This is a genomic window from Allobaileyella intestinalis (assembly GCF_009695865.1).
Lineage (GTDB): Bacteria > Bacillota > Clostridia > Peptostreptococcales > Anaerovoracaceae > Allobaileyella > Allobaileyella intestinalis.
This window is the reverse complement of sequence record NZ_VUNB01000002.1, coordinates 216,662-235,700: the sequence shown is the minus strand read 5'-3', so window position 1 is coordinate 235,700 and position 19,039 is coordinate 216,662. Positions and strand designations below refer to the sequence as shown.

The 19,039-nt window shown below is 46.8% G+C and carries 15 protein-coding genes and 1 tRNA gene; 3 read left to right on the top strand and 13 right to left on the bottom strand.

The window, feature by feature from the left end; translation table 11 throughout:
- Positions 1-424 precede the first annotated feature (424 nt).
- The 6 genes from FYJ66_RS03015 to FYJ66_RS02990 all read right to left on the bottom strand — a co-directional run bounded on the left by FYJ66_RS03015 (position 425) and on the right by FYJ66_RS02990 (position 7,256).
- Positions 425-775: a hypothetical protein gene (locus FYJ66_RS03015; RefSeq protein WP_154572028.1), complete on the bottom strand. Its 351-nt coding sequence runs from the start codon at positions 773-775 to the stop codon at positions 425-427.
- 177 nt (positions 776-952) lie between these two features.
- Positions 953-2,179, bottom strand: coding sequence for an aspartate aminotransferase family protein (locus tag FYJ66_RS03010; RefSeq protein ID WP_338071108.1), 1,227 nt, complete (start codon positions 2,177-2,179; stop codon positions 953-955).
- Positions 2,180-2,268: 89 nt separating this feature from the next.
- Entirely contained in the window at positions 2,269-3,171 is a 903-nt protein-coding gene (gene argB / locus FYJ66_RS03005; RefSeq protein WP_154572027.1) for an acetylglutamate kinase, read from the bottom strand.
- A 1-nt stretch (position 3,172) separates the two neighbouring features.
- Complete coding sequence (argJ, locus tag FYJ66_RS03000; RefSeq protein WP_154572026.1) at positions 3,173-4,396, bottom strand: bifunctional glutamate N-acetyltransferase/amino-acid acetyltransferase ArgJ; 1,224 nt, start codon at positions 4,394-4,396, stop codon at positions 3,173-3,175.
- Between the two features lie 18 nt (positions 4,397-4,414).
- Positions 4,415-5,446: an N-acetyl-gamma-glutamyl-phosphate reductase gene (argC, locus tag FYJ66_RS02995; protein ID WP_154572025.1), complete on the bottom strand. Its 1,032-nt coding sequence runs from the start codon at positions 5,444-5,446 to the stop codon at positions 4,415-4,417.
- A gap of 178 nt (positions 5,447-5,624) precedes the next feature.
- The gene (locus FYJ66_RS02990; protein WP_154572024.1) at positions 5,625-7,256 is read right to left on the bottom strand and encodes a polysaccharide biosynthesis protein; all 1,632 of its coding nucleotides are present in this window, start codon (positions 7,254-7,256) and stop codon (positions 5,625-5,627) included.
- Between the two features lie 237 nt (positions 7,257-7,493).
- Between FYJ66_RS02990 and FYJ66_RS02985 the strand changes: the two genes are divergently transcribed.
- Positions 7,494-8,501, top strand: coding sequence for a sugar-transfer associated ATP-grasp domain-containing protein (locus FYJ66_RS02985; protein ID WP_154572023.1), 1,008 nt, complete (start codon positions 7,494-7,496; stop codon positions 8,499-8,501).
- A 171-nt stretch (positions 8,502-8,672) separates the two neighbouring features.
- On the opposite strand, the gene FYJ66_RS02980 is transcribed toward FYJ66_RS02985, so the two are convergent.
- The 7 genes from FYJ66_RS02980 to FYJ66_RS09400 all read right to left on the bottom strand — a co-directional run bounded on the left by FYJ66_RS02980 (position 8,673) and on the right by FYJ66_RS09400 (position 17,879).
- Complete coding sequence (locus FYJ66_RS02980) at positions 8,673-9,389, bottom strand: hypothetical protein (RefSeq protein ID WP_154572022.1); 717 nt, start codon at positions 9,387-9,389, stop codon at positions 8,673-8,675.
- The gene (locus tag FYJ66_RS02975; RefSeq protein WP_154572021.1) at positions 9,389-10,846 is read right to left on the bottom strand and encodes a MurT ligase domain-containing protein; all 1,458 of its coding nucleotides are present in this window, start codon (positions 10,844-10,846) and stop codon (positions 9,389-9,391) included. Before FYJ66_RS02975 ends, FYJ66_RS02980 begins: the two co-directional genes overlap by 1 nt.
- Before the next feature lie 292 nt (positions 10,847-11,138).
- The gene (gene pcp / locus FYJ66_RS02970) at positions 11,139-11,795 is read right to left on the bottom strand and encodes a pyroglutamyl-peptidase I (protein WP_154572020.1); all 657 of its coding nucleotides are present in this window, start codon (positions 11,793-11,795) and stop codon (positions 11,139-11,141) included.
- Positions 11,796-11,860: 65 nt separating this feature from the next.
- On the bottom strand, positions 11,861-12,868 hold the full coding sequence (locus tag FYJ66_RS02965; protein ID WP_235897334.1) for a 2,5-dihydroxypyridine 5,6-dioxygenase NicX family protein: 1,008 nt from the start codon (positions 12,866-12,868) through the stop codon (positions 11,861-11,863).
- A gap of 28 nt (positions 12,869-12,896) precedes the next feature.
- Positions 12,897-13,844: a DUF979 domain-containing protein gene (locus FYJ66_RS02960; protein WP_154572019.1), complete on the bottom strand. Its 948-nt coding sequence runs from the start codon at positions 13,842-13,844 to the stop codon at positions 12,897-12,899.
- Positions 13,845-13,862: 18 nt separating this feature from the next.
- Positions 13,863-14,543 (bottom strand): DUF969 domain-containing protein, encoded by a 681-nt coding sequence (locus FYJ66_RS02955; protein WP_154572018.1) that lies wholly within the window; start codon positions 14,541-14,543, stop codon positions 13,863-13,865.
- Positions 14,544-14,591: 48 nt separating this feature from the next.
- The gene (locus FYJ66_RS09400; protein ID WP_154572017.1) at positions 14,592-17,879 is read right to left on the bottom strand and encodes a M14 family zinc carboxypeptidase; all 3,288 of its coding nucleotides are present in this window, start codon (positions 17,877-17,879) and stop codon (positions 14,592-14,594) included.
- A gap of 227 nt (positions 17,880-18,106) precedes the next feature.
- Between FYJ66_RS09400 and FYJ66_RS02945 the strand changes: the two genes are divergently transcribed.
- Positions 18,107-18,706 (top strand): TetR/AcrR family transcriptional regulator, encoded by a 600-nt coding sequence (locus FYJ66_RS02945; RefSeq protein ID WP_154572016.1) that lies wholly within the window; start codon positions 18,107-18,109, stop codon positions 18,704-18,706.
- Positions 18,707-18,873: 167 nt separating this feature from the next.
- Positions 18,874-18,949: transfer RNA gene (locus FYJ66_RS02940), tRNA-Lys, on the top strand.
- The last annotated feature ends 90 nt before the right edge of the window (positions 18,950-19,039 follow it).

Genomic DNA, 19,039 nt, shown 5'->3' with positions numbered 1-19,039 from the left:
TGCCAGGGCACCGTACTACTTATTCACGTCGCAACGCCAAAACTCTTAATTACTAACGGCTCTGGCCTTTCCGGCGCTTACGCATCACAAACCCTTCCGACTCGCCGTCGACAAATGGTCGGTAGGGTTTCTCCAAATATACATTTGAAATTATACAACACAGCCCTTCAAATATCAATGCTTTCCGCTATAATCACGGCTTACAGCGAATTTTTTATGCTGGATTTTACGCATTTTTTACTGTGGCCATGACCTGAAGTCACTATTTTTTACGGTGGAATCCAGAAAATATACAATTATTTCTGGATTTTTTCATGGTCAGGCCCGCTTTGTTCTAAAAAAAATACTGCACAGAATCTGCGCAGTATCTGCTCATTTAATGGATAAACGCCCGGACTGCCCGGAAAGTCTCCTTATTACCGGCTTACTGATCCTGATACTTCTCTACATCGACGTCTGTTACGTCTACAGCCGGCTCATTCTCAAAGCTGTCCCCATCGGAGAACACCATTTCTCCACTTGAAACAGGTTCTTCATTTTCCTCTGCCTTCTTTGCTTTACCCGGGTTAAGGATGAACGCCACCAGCCCATATCCAACGCCGCCGTACATACCGTTCTTCAGCGTATTTATGAAGCCCTGGGTAGTAGGGCCTTCAGTAAGAACGCCAAACAGAGTAAAGGCAGCAATGACGGTGAATCCAATGAGGAATCCCCATCCCATTCTCTTCAATCTTCCAACAAACCCATTCATATAAACAACAGTACCGCCTTTCATAAACTAGCCTTTCGGCTTCCCGGTTCCTGCCGGATGCCTGTCAAAACTGAGTGAAAGTATATAACAAACAGATTTGTTTATCAACGGACATAATATGTATTTCCTGTGAGCTCATGGATGGTCTTTCCTCACAATGATGCATACAGGCATACAGAGATACACTCTTACAATCATGGATCAGACGGTCATTTGGCCGGCGGCTTTCTCCAGAGAGATCACAAGTTTTTCCATCATTTCATCTACATGTTCCTTCTGGATGACCAGCGGTGGAATAAACCTGATCACATCTTTTCCAGCTCCAATAATCAGCAGCCCCTGTTCCAGAGCCTCGTTGACCACCAGGTTCACCGGAACTGACACCTTTATTCCCTGCATCAGACCGTATCCCCTTCTTTCTTTAACCATATCCATGAACCCGGCAATAGAATCCAGCTTTTCCTCCAGATATTTCCCTGTTTCCTCCACGTGCTCCGGAATCATTTTTTTCTGGAAAAGTTTAACGGTTTCAAGAACTGCTGTGGCAGCCAGGGGATTTCCCCCGAAGGTTGAACCGTGATCCCCGGGCTGGAGAGACTTTTCTGCCACCTTGTCTGTGATGGCAAAAGCTCCCACAGGGAAGCCGCTTCCTATGGCCTTGGCCATTGTGAGGATGTCAGGTTTTACGCCAAGCTTCTGCCATGCAAAATACCGTCCTGACCTGCCCATTCCGCACTGCACTTCATCGGCGATGAGAAGGGCTCCGTATTGGTCGCAGAGCTGTCTCAGCTCTATCATGAACTCCTTGCCAGCGCAGTTAATCCCCCCTTCTCCCTGAACAGGTTCAACTATTACGCAGCAGGTCTCTTCATCCATCAGTTCTTTCACTGAATCAATGTTGTTCAGCTCACCAAAGGAAACTCCAGGAACAAGAGGCTCAAAGGCCTCTCTGTAGTGGGAATTTCCCGTTACAGACAGGGCGCCCATGGATCTGCCGTGAAAGGAATTGTTCATGGCGATGACCTTGTATTTTCCTTCTGATGATCCGTATTTTCTGGCGGCTTTAAGAGCACCTTCTACAGCCTCTCCGCCGCTGTTTGTAAAGAACAGCTTGTCCATTCCCGAAACTCTGAGGAGAGCAAGGGAAGCTTTTCCTGCCACTTCATTGTAGTATAAATTGGAAACATGCCAGAGCTTGTCTATCTGAGCTTTCATGGCGTCATTAAGCTCAGGAACGTTGTAACCCAGAGAATTCACGGCGTACCCAGAGGTAAAATCCAGGTATTTTCTGCCCTGGGCGTCGTAAAGATATACACCCTCTCCGTGGTCCATAACCACAGGAAACTGGTTATATGTATGGATAAAGCCCTGGTGGTAATCTTCTGTATAAGCCATATTAATATCCTTGTATTCGTATTTTTCTTCCATGGTTCAGTTACTCACCTCCGCAAATCATTTCGTCTGTGTTTTTCAGATGCCATTGATGCCCCACATCCCGGTCAGCCCCGCTGGGCCGTTTAATTTTTTCCCTGAAAAAATCTTTCCGCCGTGTCGTTGATTATGGCCGTGCCGATACCTTTGTCGGTGAAAATCTCCAGCAGAAGGCAGTGGGGAACCTTGCCATTGAGAATGTGGACCCGGCCCACGCCTCCTTTCACCGCATCAATGCAGTTCAGAATCTTCGGTCTCATGCCCCCTGTGATAATGCCATTTTCCAGCATTTCCGAGGCTTCGCTTAATGTAAGCTCTGATATCATTGTTTCGTGATCATCGGGATTCATGTAAACTCCGTCAGTGTCAGAGAGAAAAGCCAGCTTTTCAGCGCCTACAGCCTTGGCTATGGCGCCGGCAGCTTCGTCTCCATTGATGTTGTATGTCTGAAAGTCCTCATCAAGGCCTAGAGGCGACACAACAGGGAGAAAATCTTTTTCCAGCAGATCCTGGAGTACTGTGGCATCCACCTTGCTCACCTTGCCAACGTAGCCTATGTCGTTTCCTTCAGGCGAAGCTTTTTCCACCTTTAGAAGTCCTCCGTCTTTTCCGCTGATTCCGATGGCTCTCACACCAAGGGATTCCACCATTCTCACCAGATTCTTGTTAACCTTGCCCAGGGCCATTTCAGCCACTTCCAGGGTGTCCTGGTCTGTTACTCTCAAGCCATTGACAAACCTGGTTTCCAGCCCTACTTTACCGGACCAGCGGCTGATCTCCCTGCCTCCTCCGTGGACTATGATGGGCTTGAAGCCTACTAGTTTCAGAAGAGTAACGTCCTCGATCACCTGTTTCTCAAGGTCACTGTCGATCATGGCCGATCCGCCGTACTTTACCACTATTATCTTCCTGTTGAAACGCTGGATGTAAGGAAGGGCCTCAATAAGCACCTCTGCCTTGGCAAGGTATTTTTCCATAGACTTGTCCATATCAGCTCCTGTAATCTCCGTTAATAGTTATATAGTCGTGAGTCAGGTCGCAGCCCCAGGCCACAGCCTCCTCTTCCCCTTCCTTTACGTCCACAATGCAGGTTATTTTTTCTGCAGAAAGGATTTCCGTAGCCTTATCCTCGTCGAAATCCAGGGCAACTCCGTTTTCAGCAATGGAGATTTCCCCGTCCTTGCTCTGGAAAGTAAGATCTACCTTTTCCGGGTCGAACTGGGCGCCGGAATAGCCCATGGCGCAAATAATCCTGCCCCAGTTTGCATCGTGACCAGCCATAGCCGTTTTAACCAGGTTTGAGCAGGCAATGGACTTTGCCAGAGTCCTGGCCTGTTCCTTAGAAGAACAGCCCTGAGCCTTCACTTCAAAGAGACAGGTTGCCCCTTCTCCGTCTCCTGCAATCTGCTGGGCCAGAAATTTATTTACTGTATTCAGGGCCTTGGAAAATTCCTGGAAATCCGGTGAATCCAAGGTTATCTCAGGGTTTCCGGCCTGGCCGTTGGCCAGGAGAAGGGCTGTGTCGTTGGTGGATGTGTCTCCATCAACGGAAATCATGTTGTAGGTGTCCACCACATCTTCCTTCATGGCCTTAGTCAGGGCTTCCTGGCTGATATTGCAGTCTGTTGCAATAAAGGCCAGCATTGTGCACATGTCGGGATGAATCATTCCTGAACCCTTTGCCATTCCTCCAAGGGTTACAGTCTTTCCTCCGGACTGGAAGGTAACTGCTATCTCCTTGGAATGGGTGTCCGTTGTCCTTATGGCGTTGGCGGCCAGATTACCTGTCTCTTCATCTGAAGACAGCTTTCCAGAAAGCACCTGGACACCGGCGCAGATTTTCTTTATTGGCAGCTGTTTACCAATGACTCCGGTAGAACAGAGAAGGATCTGATTCTTGCTGATTCCCAGAGCGGCAGCTCCCTCAGTGGCAGTGTCATCGCAGTAACCAAGGCCTTCTTTGCCTGTGCAGGCGTTGGCAATGCCTGAGTTCACTATTACTGCGTGGACCGCTTCTCCTTTTTCCACAATAGTTTTGTCCCAGATTACAGGAGCCGCCTTGGCCACATTAGTTGTAAAAGTTCCTGCTGCTTTGCATGGTTCTTTACTATAGATCATGGCCATGTCGTCCTTGCCTGTTTTCTTCAGCCCTATGGAAGTGGATGCTGCTTCAAAACCTTTTGCTGATGTAATTCCGCCTTTTATAATTTCCATTTCTCATACCCCTTTCTCTTAATTCGAAAGTCCTGTGTTTTCCGGGAAGCCGAAAAGCAGGTTCATGTTCTGCACTGCCTGTCCTGCGGCACCCTTCACCAGATTATCTATTGCCCCAAGCATTATTACCCTGTTTGTTCTCGGGTCCTTCTTGAAGCCAATGTCTATCATGTTTGTGTTCTTGACCCATCTTGTTTCTGGAGACTGACCCTCAGGAAGAATTCTCACAAATTCCTCATTTCCGTAGTATTTTTCATAAGCGGATTTTATGTCCTCTGATGAAACATCTGGCTTCAGCGACGCATATGCGGAGATCAGGATGCCTCTTTCCATGGGAACAAGATATGGAGTGAAGCTTACTGTTACTGGTTTACCTGCTGCATATCCCAGCTGCTCTTCAATTTCAGGTGTGTGTCTGTGGGTTCCCAGGCCGTAGCCCTTCACACTCTCGTTGACCTCGCAGAAGAGATTCTGCACTTTTCCACTTCTGCCTGCCCCGGAAACTCCTGATTTTCCATCGATAACCAGGGTATCCATGTTCACAAGGCCTTCTGCTGCCAGGGGCCACACCGTCAATATGGAACAGGTTGTGAAGCATCCGGGATTGGCGATTATTCTTACGCCAGGCTTCTTTATTTTTTCCCTGTTTATCTCACAGAGACCGTAAACTGCTTCATCCAGGTACTCTGGAGCGCCCTGTTCAATTCCATACCACTGTTTATAAACATCCGGATCCTTCAGCCGGAAGTCTGCGCTCAGGTCGATAATCTTCGTATTCTGAAGTATTTCATCATCCAGCTGGGAAGCGCAGAAGCCCTGAGGGGTGGCTGTAAATATTACATCCACTGTGGCAGCCATTTCCTTCATAGACATGGCTGTGCATTTTTTGTTCACCACGCCCTTCAGATCTCCGAAAATACTGCTGTATTCAATACCGTCAAAGCTTCTTGAGCCAAGGTACTCTATCTGTACATCGGGATGAGCCGACAGTATTCTGACCAGCTCCGCCCCTGCATATCCTGTTGCGCCTATAATTCCGGCCTTTATCATCTCTCTGTCCTCCTTACCCCCCTTCTCAGGGGGATTGTGGATAATAATACATTTTTATGGTTTAAAATGCAATGGAATTATATTCATATTTTTGTATATTTTTGCGGCCAAGGCTGTTTTTTCTGTTTCATTGCATAAAAAAGGCCTGGCAGTTAACCTGCCAGGTCTTCGCAAAAGTCTATCTTTTCAGATGGAGCTTCGTCATTATTGAATTCAGTTTTTCCTCGCCCATAAATCTGGCCAGAGCCCCGCTCTTGTAAGCCAGGCCGAAATAGATGACCGAGCTCAGCAGCCCGCCCATTCCGAAGCGTATTGCCTTGAATATCCAGCGGCTGGCCTCCGGCACCACCTTCTGGTAAGCAATCATGAACACACAGATTACCGCAGTTCCTATGATGCTCATGATCAGGGCTCTTGCAATGGACTTATATTTGAAGTGGAAGGTCTTCTTCATTGATACCAGAACAATTGTCAGGGATGTGCTCACTCCTGTAATAGTAGCGAACATTGACCCGATATATGCCGGCAGGCCAATTCTGTCCAGGAAAAGGATGATTGGAATGTCCAGGCAGATATTGACTATGATTCCGGTAAACTCGTTGAGATAGACTACCTTGTACCGCTTCATGCCCTGAAGCATCATGTTTATAACCAGCTGAAGGCTGAAGAAAATACATACCACCGCCATTACCGCAGTTACCAGACCGCCGTATGGACTTTTTCCATAGAAAATATCATATACTTCGTTGCGGAAAATGATTACGATGGCCGCCAGAGGTATCTCTGCAATGAGTATGGTGTTTATGGCTGTGTTGAAGTTCTTGTTAAGTCCCCGGATATCCTTCTCTACGTAGCAGGTTACCACGAAAGGAATTATGCTGGAGCACAGGCTGAGTGCAAGGGCCGTCAGGAGAACAGTTATCTTAGGAGCCCAGGTAATTACCACGCTTCCCAGAAGCTCGCTCTTCTCCGCAGAATAGCCGGCCATGTAGAGACCTTTTACAAGAAGCTTAAGGTCTGTCATCTCATAGATATTCTGAGCAAGAGCCACAATTATTACAGGAATCGCATATGTGATGATCTTCTTTATTATGGTCTTGCTGGAATCTGTGGCATCGGCAATAGATGTAAAGCCTTCTCTGATCTCCTTTCTGTTGCGATGGATCTTGATTCTAAGGTATACAAGGGCAGCCGCACCGCCCAGTACCGTTCCGGTAAGAGCCACTGCAACACCTACAGGCACTGGAGTGCTCAGAAGATTCAGGGCAACATAGGCACCGATCAGGGCAACGGCAACTCTTACAACCTGCTCTATGAGCTGGCTGAATGAAGAATTGGCCACATATCTGTTTCCCTGCAGGTATCCTCTGGTAACACTGAGATAAGGAATTACCAGGAGGCAGAAGGACAGAGTCCTGACTACAAGCTTAATGCTCTCTATAGAGGTTCCGCCTTCAATATCCCCTACAAAGAATTTTCCAATCTCTGCTGCAAAGAAGAACATCAGGAGGAAGGCCAGAGTTGACACTACTCCGATGAACTTATATGCCAGGTTTATTGTCTTCTCCTTGTCGTTATACAGCTTCATGGCACTGTATTCAGCCACTATAATGCTGACGGCAGTAGGAATGCCGCTGGTGGAAAGGCTGAGGAAAAGGTTGTATACATTGTATGCGTATGAATAAAGGACTCCGCCGGAAGTGCCTATGATCTTGTAAAAAGGGATCACGTAAATGGCGCCCAGCACCTTTGTGGTTATAATTATGATATAAGCCACAAGAGTTCCTTCAAGCAGTGAATTTTTTTTCATATTTCTCCAATTACCGTGTTTCGTAAAATCTGCACAATCATGTGATTATATATTATTGTTTGTGATGATTCAATGAACACAGGTGAGGACATTATGTACAGAAGGAAAGATAATGGAAATTCCTCTGTTATCTTCAACGGAATGCGTGTATTATGATATACAATGTTTTTTTACTGAAGACTCTCACAATTTGATTATAATATATAAGAATCTACTTAAATTTACTGGAGGAATCAAATGGGCAAAGCTAAATATCTTCTTGGACGGATCAAAAGCATGGACTACGGTCAGTTTTTTGACGCCATCAATACGGCGCACAAGAAGTCAGGCAGGAACAAGGTCTCACTGTTTTTTGATGTAATCGGAACAGGCCTTAAATACCAGGCAGGATACACAGACTATATCAGCGCAGGCATGTACAACATGACTCCTGAGCAGAAGGCCGATGTAATCACAAGAGGCGTAAACAACTCCTACGTAGTGAAATACAACGACCCGGCGTATTATCATTTTTTCAATGACAAGGCTGACTTCGACACTAAATTTGCCGACTACATGAAGCGGGACTGGATGGTCGTAAGAAGTGAAGCTGACAGAGACAAGTTTATGGAGCTGATTCAGGGAAAAGACCAGATTGTCATCAAACCTGCCGGCGGAATGGGCGGAGACGGAGTAAGCATTCAGCCTGCCGAGGCAGAGACTTTTGAAAAGTGCCTTAAAATGATACCTTGCATCGCAGAGGAAAAGATAATACAGGTTCCGGAAATGGCCTCCCTTAATTCCAGCAGCGTAAACACCGTAAGGGCTCTGACCTTCCTGGGAGAAGACGGTCCCCACATTCTGGCTGCCTTCCTGAGAATAGGAAGAGGGGGAGACGTGGACAACTTCTGCAGCGGTGGAATGGTAGCCCCTGTTGACCTTGATACCGGCCTTGTAACTTACCCTGCCGTTGACGGCAACAACGATGTTTTCAGCAAACATCCTATTACCGGAGAATCCATTACCGGATTCAAAATTCCTTTCTGCCATGAAGTAAAGGAAACGGTTCTCAAGGCTGCCACTGTAGTTCCTGAAATCAGATACGTTGGATGGGATGTGGCCATCTCTACAAAGGGTGTTTGCCTCATTGAAGGAAACGAATACCCGGCTCACGCCTTCTTCAGTTTCCCGGCCCAGCATCCTGACGGAAAGGGAATGAGACACATATTTGAAGGAATTATGAACGGGTCATCTTCAAAAGAATAGAACCAGTTCAGGCAAACAGATCCAGGATTTCTGATTCCTGGGGAGTAATACGCAATAAATTAACAGGGTGCTCATTTTTTTCAAATGGGCACCCTGTATCAGTTTCTTTATTTTACTCAGCTCTTAAGCATCTTGAGCTGGGTTTGTTTTGTCCCGGTTTATACCAGAACCTTATCCCAGAGTCCGGATAAGCTCAGCCTTTCTGTATTCATAGGCTTCCATTGCTTCTTTTTCAAAAAGGAGTGTATCATCCAGTCCCAGCTTGCGAAGAAGATACTTTGCAAAAGGCGGATTCATTATGAGGCATGGACCCAGGGAATAAGTGGCGAAGAAATTATTGTAGTGGATTCCTTCATCCTTTGTATCAGGGTTCATTCCAATACCGATGCTGATATCCAGCCATTTCTTGTGGCTGAAGTCTCCATAGGCAAAGGAGAACTGGCTTCTGTGACCCAGCATGGTCATCTCTTCCCCTTCATCGTTTACGAAAGTTCCTATGTACTGAGAGTTGTGGCGCTCCCTGTTCATGTATCTGGTAGCTGTAAAATCAAAGATACCCAGTGCGGGAATTACCCTGTCTCCGTCAGTAATTGATTCTCCGAAAATCTCAATGGCATTTCCTGTAATCAGGAACAATGTACCCTTGTCAATAAGCTCTCTTATTCTGTCCTTATAAGGCATGAGGAGGCTGATGATGTGTTCCTGTTTTCTCTCAGGACTGCAGCCCAGATAGATCATATCTACATCCCGGTCCACAAAGGCGGGAGTTTCTCTGTTGTTAGTTCTGATTACGTTTATATCAGAGCTGCATCTGCTGAGATACTCAATGCTGTAACTCTCACCGTAGATGTTGCAATACTCGGGGTATAACAGCTCAATATTTTTCATTAGTTGTCCCCCCTTTCATTAACCTTGTCCCCTTCGAAGGTGGAAGCATGGCCCACATGGGCTGCTGCTTCCGTTTCACCGGCAAGTTCCAGGGCTCTCTTGTAAATATTGTCTCGCCAGGTCTTGCCCTTGGTTACGAAGTCTATTTCGTAGAGAACATAGACTCTTTCTATGCCCTCTGTGTCCACGTACTGAGGCACCAGAGAATCATCCTCTACTGCCACGATTTTTTCCTCCGGTATGCCGGCCAGCAGAAGTCTCAGCTTGTGGTTCAGGTACATGTGACCTCCCACAATAATCTTTTTGATATTAGGACTGTTCAGGGCCTCGTAGTCTGTTTCGTAAAGCCAGGTCAGAGTTTCCGTAGGGTGGTTCTTGTCCTGAGCTTCATCCAGACAGAAAACCACGTCCTTGGCAGATGGCTCCTTGGCCATATATTCAAAGACAGTGGAAGCAGCGCTGACGTTCTGGCTCTTAGTTCCGTATGCGTAGTAACGGATTCCATTAAACTCCTTGTAGGTCTCACGGATTTCCGTAACCTTCTGCCTGGACAGGAAGTCGCTGATGTCCTCTTTCTTCTGGCCTGCAGATCTGAGAACTGCCACAGCAGATACTACGTTAAAGACGTTGAAAACTGTGTCCGAGATCAGCGGATAGGTTGTCACTTCTCCCTTCTCCCTGATCTTGACCTTCCTGTTATCCAGATCAAAGGACTCTGCATAGAAGTCTGCTTCCGGGGTTCTGAAATCACATTCAGGATTCTCACAGTAGAAATCCCCCAGATGGCGGTAGAACCTGTAATTATACTTGATGAAGCTTCCGCACTTAGGGCATACGGTTATGTCTTTTACAATGTTCTCATATGGATTCAGGCCCATATCTGCCATGCCGTAATAGACGGTCTTTGTCTTCGTTCCCTGAGTAAGCTGTGAGCTTATTGGATCATTGGCATTGAGAATCGCCGTGGTCTGATCCCCCAGATTCTCGAAAGTCCTCTTTATGCAGTCAAAGATATATTCCGGATGACCATTTCTTCTCAAGGAATCCTTGCAGATATTTGTTACAAGAATAAAGTCCGGCTTGATCATGGTCATGGCATCTGCCAGAGACTTTTCGTCTGCCTCCAGAACTGATGCATCCATTCTCGGCTTGTTGAAAATATTAACTGCCCTCATGAGATTAAAGCAGAAACCGGCAGAAAGATTTGCGCCCCAGTCGTTGAAGCTTACTGTGTAACCTGCGTCTCTCAGCTTATCTGTGACGAGAGTGCTGGTAGTGGTCTTTCCGTTAGTGCCTGTTATGGCAATCACAAGGCCCGGTTTGTTAATCCTGGCCAGAAAATCAGGGCATATCTTGCATGCCAGCAGCCCCGGTCTGTCGTTTCTTTCCTGTCCCCTCAGTTTGTACACCCAGGCAGCAAACTTGGATGCCCACAGGGCAATGAAAAATCTTACCATTCATTCCTCCAATTATCAGAATTATCCGCCGGACTAAATCCGGCACGGTGAATCCATATTATACCACCTCACATAGGAAATTGGGCCAGTTATCAGGAATTGTGTTCAGATTCCCATGAGATGGGGGGATTCTCAAATCAAGAAAAAAGAGATGCGGCGTTAAGCAGCAACTCCTTTTTCTTATATTATGGAACAACAGCTCATAACTAATTCAAAGGCAGGACTCTTTAACGCGCCTGCATGCAGCATTTATGTTACTTGCCAATAAACGAAGTCATCTTATTGCCGCATGCTAATGGGTAATCCCTGCGGTTTCATCCCCTTCCAGAGGAAGACTTTTCAGATCTTTTATGAAAGTCTCAACTGCTGCCTTCAGTCCCGCAGCAATGTCTTCTGCAGACATGCTTGGCGCACCACCTTTGATGTTAACTGTCTGCTGGGGCAGGAAAGGCACATGAATAAATCCGCCTTTCATTTCCGGATATTCTGTGTTGATTAAGTGCAAAAGGCGATACATCAAATCGTTGCACACGAATGTCCCCGCTGTATATGAAACCGAAGCTGGTATTCCAGCATCCTTCATGCTCTTCACCATGGCCTTTACAGGAAGAGACGTAAAATAAGCAGCGGGTCCATCTTCTTCCACATTCTTGTCAAAAGGCTGGTTTCCCTTGTTGTCAGGGATCCTGGCCTCCATCAGGTTAATGGCCACCTTTTCCGGGGTAATTCCATTTCTCCCACCGGCCTGTCCTACGCAGATTACTCCGTCAGGCCTGAAAGCCGCCACTTTTTCTTTAAGAACCTGTCCGTCCAGGCCAAAAACCGTCGGCACCTCCACTTTCACAATCTCAGCGCCATCAATAACATCAGGCAGTTTTTTCACTGCTTCATAGGCGGGATTGATTGTCTCTCCTCCAAAGGGATCAAAACCCGTAATCAATATTTTCATTGTTACTTCCTTTCTCTCAAACGTAAATCACCTGAAATACGAGAGACCTGGAACCCTCCACTTATCTAATAAACCTGAGGCTGTGGCACGATTATTCTTCCCGTAGAAATCAGCTTCCTGTTGTCTGCGTACAAATCGGGCTTCCTGGCTATCAAGTCGAAGTGTCCAGAGGCCTCATGAACCCCTCCCAAGGCGATATTCCTGCCGAACCCGATGTGAAAAGTTCCGTAGGCAGACTCGTCCTCTATGTAGCAGTTGCCTGTGCAGCAGCTAAGGGAATTCAGGCCGATTCCCAGCTCGCCGGCAACATACATATCTGGATCATTGTAGCTCTCTAGATATTTCCTAAGCCTGAGACCGTCCTTTGTCTCCTGTATTTCTGTAATCTTCCCTTCATGTATCACAATTCTGAAGGGCTCGTCAACCCGTCCGATGTAACCAAGAGAACCATCCACCACCATGACCCCCTCGGTCTTCGTTTCTTCAATAGGCACATAGACCTCAATGGAAGATGAGGAAAATCCTTTTCCAGCTCTCACGTCTCCGTTAAAGAAACCTGGAGTCCTGTCTTTCTTGGAAAAAGTCAGTTCCGACCCCCCTGGTGTGGCGACTCTGACCAGAGTTGCGTCATCCAGGTACTTCTTAAATATCTCAGCCATCAGTTTGCTCTTGCCGGTGTCCATTTTCAAAAAGGAATACTCAAGTACGTACCGGCCGTCGTTAGTGGAGCAAGGAAATGAAAGGAATCTGCCGCCCCTCTGTATCATTCTTTTTACAGATGTAGTTGTAACTATGGAATATGCAGTAGCACCTACCACCACATCATATGGATCGAAAATATCTTCTCTTTCGTCAAAATAGACTGAGGTAGTCTTGCCGCTGTCAGGACATATCATTATCTCCACAGATGAGGCATAGCTGCGAAATGCTTTCTGCATGATTCTGGCCACAAGATAGTCCTTGTTTGTAGTTACTATAAGAACCTTGTCCTTCCAGCGGAGATGCAGCCACCTTCTTCCGATGATGGCCGCATTCTCTTCCATTGCTTTTTTCCTTCCGTCAGATACATCCATAGATAATTCACTTCCGGTTTTACAAAAGTTATTTGGCGATAATCATATAGATAATCTGGAATACAATGAGGAACAGAGCCGGAACGATCTGGTTCTTGATAACGCCCCACTTGTCCTTCATGTCCAGCATAGCTACAGGTACGATGTTGAAGTTAGCTGCCATTGGTGTGCAGAGAGTTCCGCAATATCCGCATGTCAGGGCAATCATTCCGATGACCACCGGATTCGCACCGTAGTTAAGAACAAAAGGTGCACCAATGCCTACAGTCATTACTGTGATAGCGGCAAAACCGTTACCCATTATGATTGTAAAGAGCATCATTCCTATGGCAAACACGATAATGCCTACATTCACATTCCCTTGCGGTATAACTTTTCCTACCAGAGATGCGATGACATCGCCTACTCCGGCTGCAGTGAATATTGCGCCCAGTGATGCCAGAAGCATAGGGAGCATAGACAGAGGTCCTACTGCTGACATGAGCCTCTCCGAGTCGTTAAGGAACACCTTAGGCGTGTTGTCCCTGTCGAATGCAATCAGAAGAATAATGGATACGATTATTCCGGCTCCGATGCCCACGATTGCACCGATGGCAGGAAGGAAGATGGCAAACAAAATAGCGAAAACTCCGATGGACAGTGCTGGCAAGAACACTTTCATTCCTACCTTTTCAAACATGGCCTTCATGCTTTCTTCTGAAGGTGCATCTACCTTGCCGATCTTTACCTTCTTGAAAATAGCAGGTATGGTCATGATCAGAACCAGTACGCCCACTGCCTTAGGAGGGATCCATCTGCCAAAGGCCAGTACAACTCCCAGCGTGCACCAAAACAGTGCTGTTCCGAATCTCGATGGATTTTCCTTGTCGCGAGCATTTTTTATTCCTGTATAAAGTGTTATCAGTCCGATAACTATATAAATCACTTCCAGGAGCTTCTGTCCTGTAGTGAAATCTGAACTGGTGAAGAATGACATGTTTTTTCTCCTTTCGAGCTACTTCTCGTCGCCGTAATACTTTTTCCTCAGCTTCTTGTCCTTCAGATAGTAGTAAACAATGCCCACAACCACTGCGAAGATGGCCACAGGAATCTCCACCTTTGCCAGATCCAGAAGGCTCACATCATATCCCAGAGGAGCCAGTGTGGACTGAACAAGAAGTCCTCCGGCACCGCCTACGAACAGCACCTGGCAGAAGAACCATGCGATATTCTCCATTCCGGAGGCCATACCCTTCAGCTCCTCTACGTGCTCTTCATTAGGCTCGTGTCCTTCTGCCTCAACAGCGCCGATGGCCATTGGCATGATAATCGGCCTTACGAATCCGGCAACGCCGCCGAAGCTTACGTTGAAGGCTGCGAAAATACCTCTCATTATTCCGTAGGCTCCAATGACCTTGCCTGAAGATGCGTTCTTAACCTTTCCAATCAGGTGAGCTGCTGCATCTTTAAGGCCGTTTCTCTCCAGGGTACCTGTTACCAGCATGATGAGGATGAAAATTGCCATGCTCCGGTTCGCAACAAAGCTGGTGCCCAGAGTCTCCAGAAGTCCGCCTACTCCCAGTCCACCAAGCAGAGCTGTAGCCACAGAAGCCACCACTATGATGAGGATGGAATCAAGTTTCAAGGCGAACCCGACAATAACGATTAAAATTCCTAACAATACCAGATAATGCATAATTACCCTCCTTGGTTATTAAAGGCCTCCTGAGAGGCAATACTAATCTTACTGAGCGACCACAGGCCTCTTTCTCACGTGCTTCACAGCAGCATTTTCAGGTCCCTGCTCATCCTGGTTGTCGTAGACCTTGCCGGCCTTCATCAACATGTCCACCACTGCCAGGTCATGGATCAGATGAGCTCTAGCACAGGAGTGGAGATATTCTCCCTGAGCAGTTTCATCTGCCACCTCGCTGACATAATCCACGCTGAGTATCCATGGGTACCTGACAGATGGGTACCTGTGTGTCGGATCGTATACGTGAGGTATCCAGTAGGTGATCATGTTCTTGTAGTACGATGCCGGGAAGAGCTTAGGCATCCAGCCGTGTGCATATTTCTCGAACTGCCTTGCCCACATCAGGTTCTCCCTGGTGATTTCCCGGTCAGCCAGGAAGGCGTCTGCGATTACATCTTCCATCCTGTGACACAGATTCAGACTGCTCCTGTACTCATCTCCGGCAATGTGGAAAAAGTATCCATACAGCAGGGACCTCGGTAGCCAGAACCCCTTGAAGGAAGGTGATGTGTATCCGGAGAACTGCTGCTCCCACTCGTGGCTAGGCACTCCGTGATTATCCACTATTACATCTGGAAGGAGCCTCATAAAAAGCCGTCTCAGGCTCATCGCTTCAGTGTGTATGGTGTGGATTTTGAAGTGATCATAGTAAAATTCTTTTCCAATAGCGTTGAATCTTGCTACATGGAACTTCCAGTGAGGGTTATCCTTCTGAAGTTCATAGTGGATCGCCGCTCCGTCCACATTTTCCATAGGCACGATTGCCAGATTCATGTGTTCAGTAAGGTCTCTGTATTTGTCATCCGTAAGCAAAGCCTTTATGAGCATGAAAGCGGAATTGGTGCTGGACACCTCGTTAGCGTGATGCCTGGATGTTATAAGCTCTCCAGGGTATTCGGTTATCCTCTTTGTCCTGGAAACGTATCCTCTTCTATCGGGTCTGAACTCAACAGCATATATGGACCTTCCCTTATATGATCTTGCCGTTCTGTAGACATTAAGGCCTTTCACGTGTTCCAGCTGCCTGATGACGTTCAAGTACTCTTCGTACCCCATGAGCTCATTTTCGGCGATGTTCACATCACTGATGTTTATATTTTTCTCCGGAATCTCTGCCGGGCTGACACCGGCTCTGTATTTTCCTGAATCTGTAAAGAATTCCACAACATCAACGTCGTCAATCTGATGACTTATGGAAAGCACTCCCTTATCCATAAGAGCCGCATAGGACGAAACCAGTTCATCAGGTACACCAGCCACATAAATAGATGCCACGGTTTTTCCATCTTCGGAATAAAGGCCCTTGAGGCGCACATCCATATCGTCGTAATCGGCCAGCCTGGTAATGACAGACTTTTCCGTTTTTATTTCAGGCTGGTCTGACTGCTGGGCGAACACGGCTGCTTTTATGTATGCTCCCCTGCCGTTTATCTTTCTTATTCTTGGAAGGATAAGTCCCGGTGCGTCGGTTATCTCACCGCATTTCTCGTAGCCGTAGTTCTTGAAATAATCAGTTCCCACGAAGTACATGTCTTCATGGAGTCCGTCCAGCGAAGACATGAGATCTTCTCTGGATTTCAAACGTTCGTTAGGCTCACTGGTCTCAACCTGGATCTCCAGTTTGTTGAAGAAAGGCTGAAGGTCCGGAAGTTTCTCCTGTCTCCCGGCAGTCTTCTGGTCTACATACTCTCTTATATCCGGCAGAATCTGGCGCTGATAGACGTCCCAAATCTTCTCAACATCAGTTTCTATGTGCTCTTCGCAAGAAAGCTTTCCATCCCTGAAGATTCGTATATATCCTGTGGAAGGATGAACCAGGCCCATTTCTCTATAGGCATCAAGATAAGGTCTCTCATCCCATGCTGCCTTGTACATCTCTGACCACAGAACATCACCATCTTCGCTCATTGCTTTGAAAAGATATGTTATGTCCTGGTCGCCCTTGTATTCACTGAATTCCACGTCATCGCCGGAAATACCCAGACTTTCAGTCAAAATGTCCTCTACAGGATAGAGCTCCTGCAAGTATCTGATTGGAAGATCATACCATCTGTCCGGATCCCCGTTACCTCCTACGTTCGTGTATGAAGGGGTAGCTCCGTCCTCGTCCTGCCACTCGGTCTCCCCTGGTTTTAGGAACGGCTTGAAAGCTATCTCCACCCTGGAGATCTTTTTCCCTCCTTGTTTTTCTACGGTCAGGAGTTCCGGGATAACACGGTCCTGTATCCAGGAAAAGCCCTGTTTGTATGAGCAGTAGACTCTCACGTCGATGTTCTCCGGAGCGAGTTCTGCGATGTATTTCTTCAGATCTTCTCTTACGCTGCCATCCTCACTGACCGCAACGTCGATCCTCAGGTTCTCTCCGGACTCTTTTTCCAATAAAGCTCCAAGGCGCTCCTTCAGGTCGTCCACCTCCCATGAGAGGTGATATTCTTTTTCGTAAACCTTCTTTTCATCTTTATAGCTTACGAAGGAAAAATCTGGAAAAGCCTTTTCTACTTCCGATCTACGTCCGGGGCACATGTCAATTTCAGGGTCTACGAAGGCCTGTCCACTGCTGGCAAAGGCATCTGCATAGGCCATTTGCCCATCCAATGTGTTCATCCGGAGGCCTTCGCCAATCTCCTGGAGCCTGTCGCTCCAGTCATCGAATTGGCCTTGATACGGGAACTTTTCACACATTCTGGACACAAATTCCACCAGATGGTCCGGTCGGCCCTGCACTACTACAGTTATGCAGTCATCATTTCTCTGCCATGTGACCTCTTCTCTGGATCCTCTCTTTACGATGACCTTGTTTCCCTCTGTCTCCAAATCGCAACTCAGGAGCCTTCCACTATATGCAGTGACTTCCATGCCCCAACGAAAGGCCAGGTTGCACGCCGCTTCCAGCAGAAAAGGCTCATCAGAATCAAGGATCAGGTGAAAATCCATTTCATCCGGAAGCTGATCCAGGTCTCTGTCCACCAGCAGATCCCCTTTGGTGAAAAGAATCTCCAGTCCTTTCTCCTTACGCCAGTCAAAATCCGGCATAGGCCTGGCCTGATCTGACGCCGCCAAATACCCGTCAGGATGTATGCTCAACGAAAAATCTTCGTACTTGCCGAAGTCCTCGTACTTGTCCGGTACCTTGATTCCGCACTTTGACGAAGTTATCGGAAATTCTGCGGCTTCTGTCTGGAATCCCATGAATCTGGCGAATTCCACCGCCCTTTCCTGGTATTCCGGACTGTTGTCCGGTTCCAGCAAAATTGTATTGTCCCATTGTTTAATCACAATATCGCCACCTTTCCGGATTAACTATTGCATTTTAAAATCAGTATAGTATGTTTTATATAGTACTTCATTCCGTATTCTGTTCCATGTTTTGGTACAGTATAGAGTAATGTTAAGAGATTGTCAATAATAAATTGAAGTATCTGACCAGATAAAAAAAACACGAAAATCACGGCAAATGCTGTTAAAATAAAATCCTTAGATGTTAGACGGGAGGTCATCAAAAATTGAGATCAACAAGGAACACTGCAAAAGAGAAGATAATTGACGCTGCATGGGAACTGTTCCAGGAAGTGGGATACGAAAACGCCACTGTCAACGATATAATTAAAAAATCAGGTACATCCCGAGGGGCTTTTTACCATCACTTCCGGGCAAAGGAAGACCTCTTGTTCCAGATGGCCTGGTACTTCGATCAGGGATATGAAGGATGGCTGGAGAATCAACCCGAAGATCAGAATCCTATAACCACGTTATACAAATTCCTTATATTCACTTTGGAATCAGTGGAAAATAGCAAATATAAGGATTTTTTATCTCAACTTTACGGCTACGAGGTTATGACTGACGGCGACCGCCCTATCATCGATGAGCAGCGTCTATATTTCAAAACTCTGCTGAGTCTTTGCGCAGATGCGAGGAATAAAAAACTCATATCTGAAGAATGGTCTGAGTACACCTTGGCCAGAACACTGGCAGGACTGGGCAGAGGCCTGACTTACAACTGGCTTCTGGAAAAATGCCGCTACTCCCTGACCCGCACTGCAGAACGGGTCTTCAAATCTCTTCTGAAGAGCATTGCTACAATAGATGTGGATCTTACATAATTGAAATAAACCAGGTGGATAATTGGCAGCAGTCCTGTTGATTCCACTGATATAATCTGATTTGTATAAACTGGCTGAGCTTTCCATTGGATAAGGTATCAGCCAGCTTTTTCGAAATTTTACTGTTGACAATTATCCCTGATGCTGTTATTATAATAAGGCTTTGTGCGTCATTAGCTCAGCTGGCAGAGCACCTGACTCTTAATCAGGGTGTCCAGGGTTCGAACCCCTGATGACGCACCAGTTCAAAAGCCTGCAACTTAAGGGTTGCAGGCTTTTTTCGTGCCTGAAAAAAGAAGCCTCAAGGTGCTCAAATTTGCGCGATTTGGCACA

Bases quoted from the DNA above. Each gene is read 5' to 3' on its own strand.
- FYJ66_RS02985 (WP_154572023.1), top strand. From the start codon at position 7,494: ATGGGCAAAGCTAAATATCTTCTTGGACGGATCAAAAGCATGGACTAC.
- FYJ66_RS02990 (WP_154572024.1), bottom strand. From the start codon at position 7,256: ATGAAAAAAAATTCACTGCTTGAAGGAACTCTTGTGGCTTATATCATA.
- FYJ66_RS02975 (WP_154572021.1), bottom strand. From the start codon at position 10,846: ATGGTAAGATTTTTCATTGCCCTGTGGGCATCCAAGTTTGCTGCCTGG.
- argB (WP_154572027.1), bottom strand. From the start codon at position 3,171: ATGGACAAGTCTATGGAAAAATACCTTGCCAAGGCAGAGGTGCTTATT.
- FYJ66_RS02980 (WP_154572022.1), bottom strand. From the start codon at position 9,389: ATGAAAAATATTGAGCTGTTATACCCCGAGTATTGCAACATCTACGGT.
- argC (WP_154572025.1), bottom strand. From the start codon at position 5,446: ATGATAAAGGCCGGAATTATAGGCGCAACAGGATATGCAGGGGCGGAG.
- FYJ66_RS02960 (WP_154572019.1), bottom strand. From the start codon at position 13,844: ATGTCATTCTTCACCAGTTCAGATTTCACTACAGGACAGAAGCTCCTG.
- FYJ66_RS02955 (WP_154572018.1), bottom strand. From the start codon at position 14,543: ATGCATTATCTGGTATTGTTAGGAATTTTAATCGTTATTGTCGGGTTC.
- pcp (WP_154572020.1), bottom strand. From the start codon at position 11,795: ATGAAAATATTGATTACGGGTTTTGATCCCTTTGGAGGAGAGACAATC.
- argJ (WP_154572026.1), bottom strand. From the start codon at position 4,396: ATGGAAATTATAAAAGGCGGAATTACATCAGCAAAAGGTTTTGAAGCA.
- FYJ66_RS03010 (WP_338071108.1), bottom strand. From the start codon at position 2,179: ATGGAAGAAAAATACGAATACAAGGATATTAATATGGCTTATACAGAA.
- FYJ66_RS02965 (WP_235897334.1), bottom strand. From the start codon at position 12,868: ATGGATGTATCTGACGGAAGGAAAAAAGCAATGGAAGAGAATGCGGCC.
- FYJ66_RS03015 (WP_154572028.1), bottom strand. From the start codon at position 775: ATGAAAGGCGGTACTGTTGTTTATATGAATGGGTTTGTTGGAAGATTG.